Genomic DNA, 14790 nt, shown 5'->3' with positions numbered 1-14790 from the left:
TTACCCTACTTTTAAGATGTACTATCATCCTGTGTTTAAAGGTTAATTAGGGAACCGCCGTATGCCGAACGGCACGTACGGTGGTGTGAGAGGTCGGAACGGGAATTAATCCCGTTCCTCCTACTCGGTTTTCGTTTGTTTGCATATCAACGGCGGTAATGTTACTTTTGCCCTAAAAGCGAAGATAGGTTGCACCTCAGCATAAAAAATGAACAAGTTCATTTTATTTTGCATTCGGTTTGTACTATCTTTGCGAGAAATAGCTGAGATGGTATGAACTGTCTTTGCAAAGATTAGTCTATATATGGAACAAAGCAAGAAATTTATCTCTCCGGGAGCATGGTTTTCCATGACTTATCCGGCAGACTGGAATGAATTCGAGGACGGGGAAGGCTCTTTCCTTTTTTATAACCCCAATGAGTGGACCGGTAATTTTCGCATTTCGGCTTTCAAGGGGAATGCTACATACGGCAAGGACTCCGTGAAGCTGGAGTTGAAAGAAAACCCCTCTGCCACTCCCGTCAGGATAGGCCGGCTGGAATGCGCATATAGCAAGGAGATGTTCGAGGAAGAAGGTGCGTACTATACTTCCCATTTATGGATAACGGGCGTGGATGAAGTTGCCTTTGAATGCTCGTTTACGGTGAAGAAAGGAGAGCCGGTTGCAGAAGCGGAGAAGATTATCGCTTCGCTGGAAACGCGGAAGGATGGAGTGAAGTATCCGGCGGAGATAATTCCGGTGCGCCTTTCGGAAATCTATCAGATTAATGAAGCATACGAATGGGTGGATACTACTATAAAGGAGCTGTTGAAGAAAGATTTCCAGGGAGCCGAGGAAGACGTTGTCAAGATGCAGCAGATTATGGAAGAAAGTGACATCAGCCCTAAGAAGAAGGATACATGGCTGGCTCTTGGCATCGTACTTTGTGTTATTTTCGCCAATGAAGTGGACGGTATGGAATGGCGTACCTTGGTGGATGGAAACCGGGAAGCGCCCATATTGCAGAACATGTCTACCGGTGAATGGATAGACCCCATGAAGCTGGTTTGGAGCAAAGTAAAGGCAGGAGGTAAAGTGAATCTGCCGGAGATATACAGCTCCTTGTTCTAAGGTCCGGTTATCTCGGTACTGTGATTTTCAACTTTCAATTTTCATTTTTTAACTATTAAAGCATTGGCAGCAGTAAATTCAATCCTTCAGGTGGAAAACCTGACCAAGTCGTTCGGTGACTTGGTGCTATTCGAAAATATCTCTTTGGGCTTGTCCGAGGGGCAGCGTGTCGGACTGATAGCCAAGAACGGCAGTGGCAAGACGACGTTGCTCAATATCCTTTCCGGTAAGGAAGGGTATGACAACGGCACCATTTCCTTTCGCCGTGACTTGCGTGTGGGTTATCTGGAGCAAGATCCGCAATATCCCGAAGAGCTGACCGTGCTCGAAGCGTGCTTCCATCATGGCAACAGTACTGTCGAGCTAATCAAGGAGTATGAACGTTGCATGGAGACGGAGGGGCATCCCGGCCTGGACGAAATTCTGGTGCGTATGGACCATGAAAAGGCTTGGGAGTACGAGCAGAAGGCGAAGCAGATTCTATCTCAGCTTAAGATACGTGATTTCAGCCAGCACGTAAAACATCTCTCCGGCGGGCAGTTGAAGCGTGTGGCACTTGCCAATACTCTTATCACTGAACCCGATTTGCTGATACTGGACGAGCCTACCAACCACCTCGACCTTGATATGACGGAGTGGCTGGAGGAATATCTCCGCCGGAATAACCTCAGCTTGTTGATGGTGACGCACGACCGTTATTTCCTCGACCGCGTATGCTCCGAAATCGTAGAGATAGACAACCGGCAGATTTATCAATATAAAGGCAATTACAGTTATTATCTGGAGAAGCGCCAGGAGCGTATCGAGGCCAAGACTGTGGAGATAGAGCGTGCCAACAACCTCTATCGCACGGAGCTGGAGTGGATGCGCCGCATGCCGCAAGCCCGCGGACACAAGGCGCGTTATCGCGAAGAGGCTTTTTATGAGCTGGAGAAGGTGGCAAAGCAGCGTTTCAATAACGACAATGTAAAGCTGGATGTTAAGGCCTCCTATATAGGCAGTAAGATATTCGAGGCAGACCATCTGTACAAATCTTTTGGTGACTTGAAGATTCTGGATGATTTCTCTTATATCTTCTCCCGTTACGAAAAAATGGGTATCGTTGGGAACAATGGTACGGGCAAGTCGACCTTCATCAAGATACTGATGGGGTTGGAGCAGGCAGACAGCGGTACGCTGGATATTGGCGAGACAGTCCGCTTCGGTTACTATTCGCAGGACGGCTTGCAGTTTGACGAACAGATGAAAGTGATTGATGTAGTGCAGGACATTGCCGAAGTCATAGAACTGGGCAACGGCAAGAAGCTGACGGCATCGCAATTCCTGCAACATTTCCTATTTACTCCCGAGACACAGCACAGCTATGTCTACAAGTTGAGTGGGGGAGAACGCCGCCGCCTCTATCTGTGTACGGTTCTGATGCGCAATCCCAACTTCTTGGTGCTGGATGAGCCGACCAATGACCTTGATATCGTGACGTTGAATGTGCTGGAAGAGTATTTGCAGCACTTCAAAGGGTGTGTGATGGTGGTGAGCCACGACCGGTATTTCATGGACAAGGTGGTAGACCATCTGTTGGTGTTCAACGGACAAGGAGACATTCGCGACTTTCCCGGCAACTATACACAATACCGCGACTGGAAAGATGCGAAAGCCCATCAGGAGAAGGAAAAAGAGAAAACAGCCGCCAAGACTCAGGAGGACAAGACGGTGAAGGTGCGTCTGAACGAGAAGCGCCGCATGTCTTTCAAGGAAAAGCGCGAGTTTGAGCAATTGGAACAAGAGATAGCCGACCTGGAAACCGAAAAGAAAGCGATTGAAGAAGCTTTGTGCAGCGGTACTTTGTCTGTGGACGAACTGACGGAGAAGTCGAAACGTTTGCCGGAATTGTCGGACTTGATTGATGAAAAGACATTGCGCTGGCTGGAGTTGAGCGAGATCGAATCGAACTGAAGCCTGAAATTGAGAATTAAAAATTTTATAGAATTGGGAAAGTGAGAAATCTGACGAACTATCATAGTCATAGTCTTTTTTGCGACGGACGTGCCGGCATGGAGGACTTTGTGCGTTTTGCATTGAGTGAAGGCTTTACATCATACGGCTTTTCATCGCATGCTCCATTGCCTTTTTCTACGGCATGGACTATGGAGTGGGATAGGATGGACGATTATCTGTCTGAATTCCACCGTCTGAAGGAGAAGTATGCCGGACGTATCGAACTGTATATCGGTCTGGAGATTGATTATCTGAATGAAGCGAGTAATCCGTCCATCGCCCGTTTCAGGGAATTGCCGTTGGACTACCGTATCGGTTCTGTACATCTTCTCTACAATGACAAAGGGGAAGTGGTGGATGTAGATGTACCTGCGGATACCTTTAAGACCATTATAGACGGACATTTCTGCGGTGATTTGGAGCATGTGGTCCGTCTCTATTACGGCCGGTTGATGAGGATGCTTGAGCTGGGAGGTTTCGATATTGTGGGGCATGCCGATAAGATGCACTACAATGCGGCATGCTATCGCCCGGGATTGCTGGACGAGCCTTGGTACGACGAGCTGGTCAGGGCGTACTTCGCAGATATTGCCCGTCGCGGCTATCAGGTAGAAGTCAATACCAAAGCCTGTCATGACCTGGGTACTTTCTATCCCAATGAGCGATACTTCTCTTATCTGCACGACTTGGGTATACGCGTACAGGTAAACAGTGATTCGCACTATCCGGAACGGATAAACAGCGGACGTCCCGAAGCCTTACGTGCCTTGAGGGAGGCCGGATATGAATCGGTGATGGAACTGCACGGGGGAGAATGGAGAGAGATACCTATTGTGCTTTGAGTGCGTAGAATACAATAAAAAACTCCTGACTTGCCTTTTGTAGGGTGGTCAGGAGTTTTTTATTTCTATTCTGAACTATTCTGTTTTCAGTAAGAAGTCGTCAATCGCCTTTTTGTAGGTAGCCTTGTCGGCTGCTCCGCGGAAGAGTTGAGGTTCTCCGTCCATGGGGATGAATACAAAAAGAGGGATGCTTGTTGCGTTGAACAATGCAGCCAATTCCTTTTCCTTATCCACATTGACCTTGTAGATAATGATTTTGTCGGCATACTCTTTGGCCAGTTCCTTCATAATGGGAGCCACCCTGCGGCAAGGTCCGCACCAGTCGGCATATAAGTCTATGATGGCAGGCTTGTTTCCCTTGTATTTCCAGTCCTGGGATTTCTCATAGTCGAACACATCCTTGATGAACATGGCTTTGTTCATGACGACAACCTCTCCGCTTGTTTGAGCGTAGGCCAGCATGCTGGAGAGCACAAGGATGGTCATTGTTATAATCTTCTTCATTTCTTCTTTTTAAGAGTTTTGTTCTATAACGGCTTTCAAATCCTTGCCGCTGATGACACCCGAGTGGCGCCATACGGCTTCACCTTTCTTGAATACGATAAATGTCGGTACAGCTTGTATGCGGTAGCTGGCAGCAAGTTTTTCGTGCTGGTCCACATCTATTTTGGCGATACGGGCGGCATCTCCTATTTCGTTTTTAAGCTCTTCCAGTACTGGATGCATGGCCTTGCACGGACCACACCAGGTTGCAAAGAAATCAACTAAAACGGGCTTCTCTGATTGTATCAATTCTTCAAATTTTTCCATAATATTTCCCTTTCTATTTTATTTATTTGTATTTATAACAAAATGGGAGGAGGATTTGTTCGCTAAATTATCATTTAATCGTCATCTCTTCAATGAGATGCGAAGCTCCCGCGTATTTGTCGATGATGAACAAGGTGTAGCGGATGTCTACACATGCTGCTCGTTGGGAGGACGGACGGAAGGCAATGTCGCCAGTCAGGCCCTCGTAATTGCGGTCAAAGCCGGTACCTATCAGTTCTCCTTTGGCATTGAACACGGGGCTGCCGGAGTTTCCACCGGTATTGTCTGTGTTGACAATGAAGCAGACGGGCATCTCGCCGTTCGGCATGGCATAACGTCCGAAATCCTTTGCCTGGTACAGCTGTTTCAGTTTGGCAGGAACAACGAACTCCCAGTTATCAGGGTCTTCCTTCTCCATGGCTCCTTTCAGAGTGGTGTAGTAATCATATTTCACACCATCTGCCGGAGTGTAGGGAAGCACTTTTCCGTAGGTCAGGCGCAGGGTGGAGTTGGCATCCGGGTAGATGGGCCGGCCGTTGGCAAGCTTCATGTCCATCATTCCCTTTACCCATACCTTGTGGGCGGCATTGTAGTTCTTGTTGGCATCCATCATGGCAATGGAGGTCTGAAGCAGGCCGTCGGTGATGGAATATTTCAGCAAGACCATCCAGTCGGTATTAATCTTGTAGAGGCTGGGCTTGCGGATGAACTTGGCAAAGTTCTCCTTGTTGCCGAAGATGGAGTGCTCGAAGCAGGCGTCGATGAAAGCGTCGCTGTTGCCCTTGAAGCGCTTGTCTATGATTTGGAAGATTCCGATGCGTTGTTCGGCAGGGATATACTTCATATAGGTTTTCAGCATTTCCTTGCCGACGATACGTTCCACTTCGGGGAAGGGGACAGAGGCGAAGTAGCGGTCGGCTGCCTTCTGGAGGCTGTCTTTGGCTGCTTCGATGGCTGCCTTGTCCTTGTTCTTCAAGGCAGCTACCAGTCCTGCGGTGCTGGGGAGACGCATGAAATCGAGTCCCGTCACCAGCGCTTCCTGGATGGCCTGCTGGTGGTAGAGCGCCGGACGGCGTTGCTTTACGATGGTGCGTATCTGGTCGAATGCCTGCTGATAGCTATTGTCGTTCAGCGAGCGGCCGCGTGCCAGGAGTGCCTCTTGTTGTGCACGTTTGGTGTCCAATACTTTCAGACGGACGAGACCCTCGTTCATACCGATGGCGTTTTTCCAGTAGTTGGCGGAAGAAGCATACTTGCTGGCGTAGTGGATGCGTACGGCATCGTCTTTCAGCATCTGCTTCATTAGGGCTTTCTGGCGTACGTCGCGCACGTGGTGGCGCATGAAGTTGGTGGTTTGCATGCGTTCCTCTACTTCGTCGGAAATCATGTAGCGCCAGTTGCGTCCGGGGAATCCCATGACGAAGGTAAAGTCGCCCTCGCGATAGCCGTCAAGGCTGATGGTGAGATGTTTCTTCACTTTCAGTGGAACGTTGTCTTGGCTGTAAGCGGCGGGTTTCCCGTCTTTGTCGGCATAAATGCGGAACATGGAGAAATCTCCCGTGTGGCGGGGCCACATCCAGTTGTCGGTGTCTGCTCCGAATTTGCCGATGGAGGAGGGGGGAGCACCTACCATGCGGATGTCGCTATAGGTGGTTTTTACGAACAGATAGTATCTGTTTCCACCGTAGAAGGCTTTCAGTTCCAGTTTGCGACCGGGCGTCAAGGCGATGCCTTCGGCCTGAGCGAAGCGGTCGGCTACTGTCTTCAGGTATTTGGGAGACAGATAATTGGTGCCGTTCGGGTCGTCGTCGGTTTTTAGTTGTTCGTTTACGTAGTCTGTCACGTCCAGTATCTGGTCGATGTAGGTGACGGTGAGTCCCTTGCAGGGAAGCTCCTCTTCGCGCGACATGGCCCAGAAACCGTCGGTCAGGTAGTCATGTTCCACCGAGCTATGTTGCTGTATGGCGCCATAGCCGCAGTGGTGGTTGGTCAGTACCAGGCCTTCGGCAGAGATGACTTCGCCGGTACATCCGCCGCCGAAATGCACCACGGCATCCTTCAGGGCAATGCCGTCGGGATTGTAGATTTGGTTGGTGGGGATGAGCAGTCCGAGTTCCGTCATGGCTACTTCGTTCTGCTTTTGTAGGTCGGTGAGCATCCACATCCCTTCGTCGGCGTGAACCGTGGCAAAGGCGGATGTAATAAATAATGATAATAGGATTCTTTTCATGATGATATGCGTTAGAAGAGTATCTGAGAGGGGTACTATTCAGTCGTATACTGAATAGGGTTAAGTATACGACTGAATGGCATTCAGTCGTATAGTGAATGCCATTCAGTATGGGGAGTAATTTCTCAGAGGCTTTTATTTATTCTACGATGTTCATTTCGTTTATCAAATGTCCGCAGTTGCCCAGCTTGTCGAGGATGAAGAGCACGTAGCGTATATCCAGTGCGATGCAACGTTGCAGGTTGTTGTCGAAGTTGATGTCACCGCTCAATGACTCCCAGTTGCCATCGAAGGCACATCCGATGAGCTGGCCTTCGCCGTTGATGACGGGGCTGCCGGAGTTGCCGCCGGTGATGTCGTTCGTGGTGAGGAAACAAACCGGCATGATGCCGTCCTTCATGGCGTAGCGTCCGAAGTCCTTCTTCTGGATCAGTTCTTTCAGCTTGGCGGGTACCACGAACTCGCGGTTTTCGGGATTCTCTTTTTCAAGGATACCGTCGGCGGTGGTATAGTAGTTGTAGTGTACGGCATCGCGCGGGCTGTATGATTTTACGTTACCGTAAGTCAGGCGCATGGTGAAGTTGGCATCCGGATAGGAGGGGACGGGCTGTTTCATTTCGCCCAAGCCACGAATGTAGGCCTTGTGGAGCAGTTCCATTCCGCTTCCCAGTTCCATGTATTTCTTTCCGAGTTCCTGCAGTTTCTCGTTCTTGGAGAGTGAGTAAGCCGTAGCAGGGTCTTTCTCGATGGCTTTCACGGTGGGCTTTGCCAGGAACTTGTCCAGGTTCTTGCGGTTGGAGAGGATGGAGTTGTCGTAAATGTTGTCTACGTATGCGTTGTAGTCGCCCTTGAACTCTTCGTTGATGGTTTGGTAGAAGGAGGGCAGCTCGTCGGCGTTCAGCGCCTTGGCAAGGGCGGGCAGGATGGCTTTGGCCACGGCGCAGTCCACTTCGTGGTCGTAGTCTTTATTGTGGATGCCATCGTATGCATTTTCCAACTGCTTTTTCGAAGCTTGCAGCAATGAGTCGTTTTTCTCTTTGAGCGCTTTTTTTATGTTGTCCATGATAAGGTAGGTACTGCCGAATTCGATAGCACCGCGCAATGCTTCGTTGGTATAGTAGAGCTGGCGCAGCGTGGGGGTGCTTTTCTCGATGATGGCGTCAATTTTCTCTACCACACCCTCGTATTCGGGTTTTCCTTGGGCAAAGGCGGCATACTTTTTCTCGATTTCGGCTTTGGCGCCCAACACGTCATTGTCGATGATTGCCTTGTTCATACCAATGGAGTTCTTCCAGTAGTTACTGCTTCCGGCAAACTTGCTGGCGTACTGGATGCGGGTCTTGTCGCTGGCATCCATATACTTGCGAAGCACTTCGAGGCGTACGCCGCGCATGTCAATCATCGCTTGGTTCACGGCGTTCATGCGTTGCTTCACTTCGCTCTGGGTGAGGTAGCGTTCTGTGCTGCCGGGGAAACCCATAATCATGGCGTAGTCGCCTTCGTTCAGGCCTTTGATGGATATGGGCAGGAACTTCGGCGTTTTCAGGGGTACGTTGTTCGCATTGTACTCAGCCGGCTCTCCGTTGGCATCGGCATAGATGCGGAACATGGAGAAGTCGCCCGTGTGACGCGGCCACATCCAGTTGTCGGTTTCACCACCGAACTTGCCTACCGAGGAGGGAGGGGCGGCAACCATACGCACGTCGCTGTATACCTTATAGTAGAACATATAGAATTTGTTTCCCGCATAGAAGGGGAGTGCGCGCACTTCAATGCCGGGTTTGCCCTTCAAGTCGCTCTTTTCCAGCTCTCCCTTTGCCAGTTTGCTGAGGAAGGGATAAGTCAGCGCATCGGTTTCTGTCACTTCACCTGCCTTTATCTTAGCGTTGACAAGGTCGGTGATGTCTACAATGCGATGTACGAAGCGGAATTTCAGTCCCGGGGTGGGCAGTTCCTCACTACGGTTCATAGCCCAGAAACCATCTGTCAGATAATCGTGTTCTACGCTGCTGTGCTGCTGTATGGCACCATATCCGCAGTGGTGATTGGTCAGAATCAGACCTTCCGGAGAGATGATTTCGCCGGTACAGCCACCGCCAAAGATACCTACGGCATCCTTCAGTGACACACCGTTGGGATTGTAAAGGTCATCAGCCTCCAGCTTCAGTCCTTGCTTTTTCATCATGTCGATGGAGTTCTGCTGCTTCATCAGTTGCAGCAACCACATTCCTTCGTCTGCACGTGCAGTGCAGACTGTCAGTGCGGCAACAGCCGCGAGTAAACCTTTCTTAAATGTAATCTTCATATAATCAATAGTTAAGTAATGTTCCTGATTTTCATTGCCATTGCTGTTGTCTTATGGCTTTATGGCGTTGTTTCTTATTGCTTCCATAATGTTTGCAGGCGGGCGCCGGTTCATCAGCTCGTTCTTCATGAAGTCCATGTATGGGGCCACATGACTGAAGAATTTATGATATCCTGCACAAAGGTAGTTCAGCCCCGGCTCCCCGTCGGCTGTGCGTGCAAAACGGTTCTTGGGACATTCGCCGTTGCAGGCAAACAGCCATTCGCATTCCTTGCATTGAGTGGGGAGTGATTGCTGCTTCATCAGCCCGAAAGCTTGTTGCCGTTCGCCGTACATCATCTCCACCAGAGTGTTCTGATGGATATTGCCCAGCTTGTATTCGGGGAAAACAAAATGGTCGCACGTATATATGTCTCCGTTGAACTCCATGACACCTGCATGTCCGCAAGTCTTTGCCATGGAACAGACACCCGGCTGTTCGCCTATCCAGTTGGCAAGGGTAGAGTCGAACAGCTGTATGTAGTAAGTGCCCACATCTTGCTTCACCCATTCGTCGAACAAGGTGCAGAGAAAATCTCCCCATTGTTCCGGAGTGACGGAAAAGTCCGCCAGCTGTGTGTTCTTTTCCTTGTCTGCCAGAGAGGCAAGATGGCGTCCGTCCCCGTGGGGGGCAATGCGCTCCACGATGGGGGCAAACTGGATATAATGGCATCCTATCTCCTTGAAGAAGTTATAGAAATCCAGCGGATAGTCGGCGTTGTAGTCATTGACCACTGCCATTCCGTTCCATTCCACACCGTGCTTTTTCAGCAGGTTGATGCCCTGCATCACCTTGACGAAAGAGGGCTTGCCCTGCTTGTTCTTCCGATATTCGTCATGGAACTCCTGCGGCCCGTCTATGGAGACACCCACCAGCCAGTTGTTCTCCTTGAAGAACCGGCACCATTCGTCGGTGAGCAACGTGCCGTTGGTCTGTATACAGTTGTCGATGGTGCGTCCGTTGGCGTATTTCCTTTGCAGTTCCATGGCTCGTTTGTAGAAAGAGAGCGGACGCATCAGTGTCTCTCCGCCGTGCCAAGTGAACAATACCTGGGGCATAGTCTGTGAGTTGATGTACTCCTCGATGAACTTTTCCAGAAGTTCCTCGCTCATTACATGCTTGGGGTTATCTCTATATAGTTTGGATTTCTCCAGATAATAGCAATAATCGCATGCCAGGTTGCATACCGCACCTACCGGTTTCAGCATTACGTAGAGCGGTTTAGCAAAAGGTGCATAGGTTGACATGTGTATTTCCTTTATGTTTTATAATTTATATTTGTGCAAAAATACGTAAACCGAATGAAAAATCCTTTCTTTCTATTTGGTTTATAAGGAATATTAATACCTTTGCCGGGTGTAATTCAAAAATAGTTTCTTGCATGATTAGAATGAGTGTGAACCGCATTTTGCCCTTTTTGCTCTTGCTTGTGCTTTTTACTTCTTGCAACCGCAAGTATAAGATAGAGGGCAGTTCTTCGGTGGCCAGCCTTGACGGAAAGATGTTGTTTCTCAAGACGCTTCAGGACGGACAATGGGTGAACGTTGACTCGGCAGAGGTCATCCATGGACATTTCAGGATGAAGGGGCGGGCCGATTCCGTGATGATGGTGACTCTTTATATGGACCACGAGGGTATTATGCCTTTGGTGCTGGAAGACGGTAAGATTGTGATTTCCATATCCAATACCCAGTTGATTGCCAAAGGGACTCCTTTGAATGACAAACTGTATGAGTTTATAGACAAACGCAATTCCTTGGAAGTGAAGATAGAGGAGCTGGAGCGGAAAGAGGCGCGTATGGTGCTGGACGGTGTCAATCTGGATGATGTGCATGGACAGTTGGCAAAGGAGGGCGAAACACTTGTGAAGGAGATGAACGACTACGTCCGTCAGTTCATCGTAGATAACTTTGAGAACGTGCTGGGACCAAGCGTATTTATGATGATGTGCAGCACGTTGCCCTATCCGGTGATGACTCCGCAAATTGAGGACATCATGAGGACTGCTCCCTTGTCTTTTAAAGAAGACAAACTGGTGAAGGACTACCTTACGAAGGCGAAGGAAAACATGCAGTTGATTGAAGAGCAGAAACGCATGAAGCAAAATGCTTCTGCAGGAGGACAGAAATAAATAAGAATGAGCATAATGATAAACGGGAATGCCTGAATATCCTATCAAGATATTCAGGCATTCCCGTTTATCATTATGCTTTTATCTGTCCTGGTCTTCGTTCTTCACCATCCCTTTATGCTTATGCGGCAATGCGCTCTCCACTGCCGCATAAGCCTCGTTCATGCTTGCCTTGATGTTTTCTGCCCCTTTCCCTTTGGGAGGAATAGGCTCATGGATGGTCAGTATCATCCGGTGGCGGTGTATCCACTTCCCGGTACGTGGAAGAATCTCGAACGAGCCGTCTATCGTGACGGGCACCACTTCCAGTTGCAGCTCATCCGCCAGCTGGAAAGCGCCTCTTTTGAAGTAACCCATGTGTCCCGTGAAGGTACGTGCCCCTTCGGGGAAAACTACCAGTGACACGCCGTCTTTCAAAGACGATTCTGCCTGCCGCATGGTGGCAAGCACCTTCTTGGGGCTGGAACGGTCGACGAAGATATGTCCTGCGCTTTCGCATGCCTTACCGACAAACGGGATTTTACGTAGGCTCTTCTTCATCATCCATTTGAAGTTCCGTCCCAGGAATCCGTATATCAGGAATATATCGAAGGAACCTTGGTGATTGGGCACAAACACGTAAGAAGTATGTTTGTGCAGTTTCTCCTTTCCATGCACCTCCACCGGGATAAGCAGGATATAGCAGATGAGCTGTGACCAGATTTTACCGGGATAGTACCCCCAGATATGCGCTCCTCCTGTCAACGAACCGATGATGGTGACCAATGCTGTAAGGATAGTCAGTATCAGCAGGAGAGGCAGTGCGAAGCATACCTGATAAATAGAATAAAGTATCTTCATGGGTGTTGTCATTGTTGTTTTTGCAAAGATATACATAATCATTCACTACTTGTTTGTTTTCTGCTGAATTTTTCGTGTGTGGCCGATGATAGGCGAAGATTAGGATATTTCAATCGTGGGATGCGACAGTGCGAATAAAAGAAGTTTTACCGGAAAAGCCGATGGATAGGACGATTGAGGGAAAGATGGAGGTGTTTGAAGGATGTGGTTTAAATGAAAAGCCGTGAGGCAAATATTTGTGCATTTGTAGAATTGGCAGGGAAAATGTTTAACTTTGCAAGATATGGAAAAAGTAAGGAAACATAATAAGAATATCCTGATGATATGGATAGGTACCATTGCGGTAGTGGCGCTTTCTTGGGGAGCAGTGTGGTGTGATAATGCCCGTCAGGGGCAGGGTGAGGCAAGGGAAGTGGCGATACAAACACTGCGCAATGTTGCAGAACGGGTGATAAACCGGGAATTTGATAAGTTGGAGATGTGTTATGTGTTTAAATCTGATGATGGCAAAAAGTATGCTAAACGGAAATCAATATCGGAGACTGGTGAACTTGAAGTAGAGGTAGATTCATTGAAAGAAGCGCGGGGGTTGTTTCCATTAGAGACACTAGGAGGTAAAGCCAATATGCTGAACAATTGTGGAAAATTCCCATTGGAAAAGATTTGTCTGGAGTGGGAGGATGAAATGAATGTCCGGTATGGCAGAGTCGCATGTGCACTTTTTCTTAAAGTCAATCCCTTGGGAAAAGCTGTTTGTCAGGAATCGTTTGCGGGAGAAGAGTCTGTCAGGGCCTTGCAATACGATTTGGGCACTTATTACTTGGATGGCATGTACACAATGAAGTTGACAGCTTATATGCAACTTGATTTTCGGCGTTACGTGGATTGGACCGATTCCTTATTGCGGCTGTTGTCCGTTTTCTTTTTACTCGTGCTGTTGGCAGGATTGGTGTTTTATGTCCGGTTGCGGATGCATAAGGAGGAAGAAACTCCGAAGGTGCCGGAAACAGTCTTTCGGTTTGGCGAATATATATTTGATGCCGTGTGCCATACGCTGATTCATGAAGAAGGTACTATGAACTGCACGCCGCAAGCCGCCAAGTTGTTGCTTGGTTTTGCCAAGGCACCCGATTTCTTTTTGACCAATGATGAGATTGCCGCCATTTGCGGTTGGCATTTAGAGGATTTGAATTTAGATGCGCGCCGCCGGAAAGCAATCAGTTTACTGAAAAAGATGTTTAAGGCAGATGGTTCCGTTCAAATTTGTTTTGTGCCGGAGAGGGAAGGGTATCAAATCGTTATATCGATATAAGTTATTGTTTACCATGTACTTAATTCTTTGTTGTAGGGCGTGAATTTTTTTTCACGCCCCGTAGCTGTATATTTGTTTTCCATTTAGTTGGTGCTTTCCAATCTTTCTTTTTCCTTTGTTTCCATAACTAAAATAAAATGCAATGAAAAACTTTACAGTAAAATTAGTAGGAACGATGGCTATTGTCTGTCTCCTTTCGTTTTTAGGCTATGCCCGAATCAATCGCTCAGAAAAGTTAGACGATTTACTATTGGAAAACATTGAAGCGTTGGCTGCCGATGAAAGCGGAAATACAACTATCTGTGTAGGGAGTGGTTCAATTGTTTGCCCTATTACAAAAGGAGGAGTGGAACATGTGTATATTTGTTATTAGTCTGTCTCATTAGTTTGTCGCTGTTCTCCCTTTTCTCTTGTACGTTGAAACCTGTGGGAATCCTTGTCGTTTACGGAAATCCCCCAGGCTATCAAGTTGAAAAGGAAAGCTGTGTGGCTGGACAGCGTCTTGTTCCGTAATCGAAATAGAAAATATATAAAAAGGTGATGGAGAGGAGCGGACGGCTAGCGCTTTGTTGGCCCATTCGCACCGTCCGTTCCGTAACCCACCCGGAAAGGAGGTTTTGGCAAAGATAGTGATTTAGTTAGAATAAGCAATGCGTTTGCTGTTCCGTTGAAAGGATAGATACGGAGTAAATATTGTTTTATGATTAATTTAAAAGAAAAGCTAAAATGAATAAGATTTTTAAAATAACACTTGTTGCAGCAGTTGCTGCTGTTGCCGGTTATGGGGTTTATGCAAATCAGAAAACAGAAGGTGTGTCAGACTTGGTTTTGGATGACGTCGAGGCTATAGCTGCATGTGAAGTTAGTGCTTCAGGACCTAATAAGGGAGCTTGTGTGAAAGATGTGAATACATCTAGGGAATTTTGTGTTACAGGTGGATGGGGACCTGCTTGTAGTGCAACAATTTGATAGTTGATTTTTTCTAAGTCGATTTTCTTGTAAAAGTAATCGGCTTAGACTTTTAAGGAAGAATCTGATATGTGTTATCACTACTGTCCAATAAAAGTTAGCTAATCGGTCTTTGAAATTATTGAAATACAGTCTTTTAAGCAGTCCTTTAGAATGAAACGGATTTGAATTCGTAGCTTAGCGGTCAAATTGAAGGCCGCTTATG

At 48.0% G+C, this 14790-nt stretch carries 13 protein-coding genes; 7 read left to right on the top strand and 6 right to left on the bottom strand.

Translation table 11 applies throughout. The features are described from left to right. Positions 1 to 304 precede the first annotated feature (304 nt). The 3 genes from HU824_RS17320 to HU824_RS17310 all read left to right on the top strand — a co-directional run bounded on the left by HU824_RS17320 (position 305) and on the right by HU824_RS17310 (position 3948). Positions 305 to 1111, top strand: a complete 807-nt coding sequence (locus HU824_RS17320; RefSeq protein WP_176469516.1) for a DUF3805 domain-containing protein — start codon at positions 305 to 307, stop codon at positions 1109 to 1111. A 63-nt stretch (positions 1112 to 1174) separates the two neighbouring features. After that, a complete protein-coding gene (gene abc-f / locus HU824_RS17315; RefSeq protein ID WP_136011419.1) occupies positions 1175 to 3064 on the top strand; it encodes a ribosomal protection-like ABC-F family protein in 1890 nt (629 codons plus the stop codon). 41 nt (positions 3065 to 3105) lie between these two features. Continuing rightward, the gene (locus tag HU824_RS17310; protein WP_136011420.1) at positions 3106 to 3948 is read left to right on the top strand and encodes a histidinol-phosphatase; all 843 of its coding nucleotides are present in this window, start codon (positions 3106 to 3108) and stop codon (positions 3946 to 3948) included. A gap of 75 nt (positions 3949 to 4023) precedes the next feature. On the opposite strand, the gene HU824_RS17305 is transcribed toward HU824_RS17310, so the two are convergent. From HU824_RS17305 to HU824_RS17285, 5 genes are all read right to left on the bottom strand, one after another. Further along, the gene (locus HU824_RS17305) at positions 4024 to 4452 is read right to left on the bottom strand and encodes a co-chaperone YbbN (protein WP_176469515.1); all 429 of its coding nucleotides are present in this window, start codon (positions 4450 to 4452) and stop codon (positions 4024 to 4026) included. Positions 4453 to 4461: 9 nt separating this feature from the next. Further along, entirely contained in the window at positions 4462 to 4758 is a 297-nt protein-coding gene (trxA, locus tag HU824_RS17300; RefSeq protein WP_176469514.1) for a thioredoxin, read from the bottom strand. A gap of 70 nt (positions 4759 to 4828) precedes the next feature. Next, positions 4829 to 6988 (bottom strand): S46 family peptidase, encoded by a 2160-nt coding sequence (locus tag HU824_RS17295; protein WP_176469513.1) that lies wholly within the window; start codon positions 6986 to 6988, stop codon positions 4829 to 4831. A gap of 139 nt (positions 6989 to 7127) precedes the next feature. Continuing rightward, on the bottom strand, positions 7128 to 9293 hold the full coding sequence (locus HU824_RS17290; protein ID WP_176469512.1) for a S46 family peptidase: 2166 nt from the start codon (positions 9291 to 9293) through the stop codon (positions 7128 to 7130). A 51-nt stretch (positions 9294 to 9344) separates the two neighbouring features. After that, a complete protein-coding gene (locus HU824_RS17285) occupies positions 9345 to 10580 on the bottom strand; it encodes an anaerobic sulfatase-maturation protein (protein WP_176469511.1) in 1236 nt (411 codons plus the stop codon). 134 nt (positions 10581 to 10714) lie between these two features. Here HU824_RS17285 and HU824_RS17280 point away from each other — a divergent pair, with 134 nt between their 5' ends. After that, positions 10715 to 11464: a DUF4369 domain-containing protein gene (locus HU824_RS17280; protein WP_176469510.1), complete on the top strand. Its 750-nt coding sequence runs from the start codon at positions 10715 to 10717 to the stop codon at positions 11462 to 11464. Positions 11465 to 11545: 81 nt separating this feature from the next. On the opposite strand, the gene HU824_RS17275 is transcribed toward HU824_RS17280, so the two are convergent. Next, the gene (locus HU824_RS17275) at positions 11546 to 12304 is read right to left on the bottom strand and encodes a 1-acyl-sn-glycerol-3-phosphate acyltransferase (RefSeq protein WP_176469509.1); all 759 of its coding nucleotides are present in this window, start codon (positions 12302 to 12304) and stop codon (positions 11546 to 11548) included. Between the two features lie 283 nt (positions 12305 to 12587). On the opposite strand from HU824_RS17275, the gene HU824_RS17270 reads away from it, so the two are divergent. The 3 genes from HU824_RS17270 to HU824_RS17260 all read left to right on the top strand — a co-directional run bounded on the left by HU824_RS17270 (position 12588) and on the right by HU824_RS17260 (position 14585). Next, positions 12588 to 13616 (top strand): DNA-binding response regulator, encoded by a 1029-nt coding sequence (locus HU824_RS17270; RefSeq protein WP_176469508.1) that lies wholly within the window; start codon positions 12588 to 12590, stop codon positions 13614 to 13616. A gap of 142 nt (positions 13617 to 13758) precedes the next feature. Then, on the top strand, positions 13759 to 13989 hold the full coding sequence (locus HU824_RS17265; protein WP_176469458.1) for an NVEALA domain-containing protein: 231 nt from the start codon (positions 13759 to 13761) through the stop codon (positions 13987 to 13989). A gap of 353 nt (positions 13990 to 14342) precedes the next feature. After that, the gene (locus tag HU824_RS17260; protein ID WP_176469507.1) at positions 14343 to 14585 is read left to right on the top strand and encodes an NVEALA domain-containing protein; all 243 of its coding nucleotides are present in this window, start codon (positions 14343 to 14345) and stop codon (positions 14583 to 14585) included. Positions 14586 to 14790: the final 205 nt, after the last annotated feature.

The sequence above is a fragment of the Bacteroides sp. L10-4 genome, assembly GCF_013373675.1.
GTDB lineage: Bacteria > Bacteroidota > Bacteroidia > Bacteroidales > Bacteroidaceae > Bacteroides > Bacteroides muris.
The sequence above is the reverse complement of the archived record's forward strand: the minus strand, read 5'-3'. Positions and strand labels throughout refer to the sequence as shown.

Bases quoted from the DNA above. Each gene is read 5' to 3' on its own strand.
- HU824_RS17320 (WP_176469516.1), top strand. From the start codon at position 305: ATGGAACAAAGCAAGAAATTTATCTCTCCGGGAGCATGGTTTTCCATG.
- HU824_RS17305 (WP_176469515.1), bottom strand. From the start codon at position 4,452: ATGAAGAAGATTATAACAATGACCATCCTTGTGCTCTCCAGCATGCTG.
- trxA (WP_176469514.1), bottom strand. From the start codon at position 4,758: ATGGAAAAATTTGAAGAATTGATACAATCAGAGAAGCCCGTTTTAGTT.
- HU824_RS17295 (WP_176469513.1), bottom strand. From the start codon at position 6,988: ATGAAAAGAATCCTATTATCATTATTTATTACATCCGCCTTTGCCACG.
- HU824_RS17290 (WP_176469512.1), bottom strand. From the start codon at position 9,293: ATGAAGATTACATTTAAGAAAGGTTTACTCGCGGCTGTTGCCGCACTG.
- HU824_RS17285 (WP_176469511.1), bottom strand. From the start codon at position 10,580: ATGTCAACCTATGCACCTTTTGCTAAACCGCTCTACGTAATGCTGAAA.
- HU824_RS17280 (WP_176469510.1), top strand. From the start codon at position 10,715: ATGATTAGAATGAGTGTGAACCGCATTTTGCCCTTTTTGCTCTTGCTT.
- HU824_RS17275 (WP_176469509.1), bottom strand. From the start codon at position 12,304: ATGAAGATACTTTATTCTATTTATCAGGTATGCTTCGCACTGCCTCTC.
- HU824_RS17270 (WP_176469508.1), top strand. From the start codon at position 12,588: ATGGAAAAAGTAAGGAAACATAATAAGAATATCCTGATGATATGGATA.
- HU824_RS17265 (WP_176469458.1), top strand. From the start codon at position 13,759: ATGAAAAACTTTACAGTAAAATTAGTAGGAACGATGGCTATTGTCTGT.
- HU824_RS17260 (WP_176469507.1), top strand. From the start codon at position 14,343: ATGAATAAGATTTTTAAAATAACACTTGTTGCAGCAGTTGCTGCTGTT.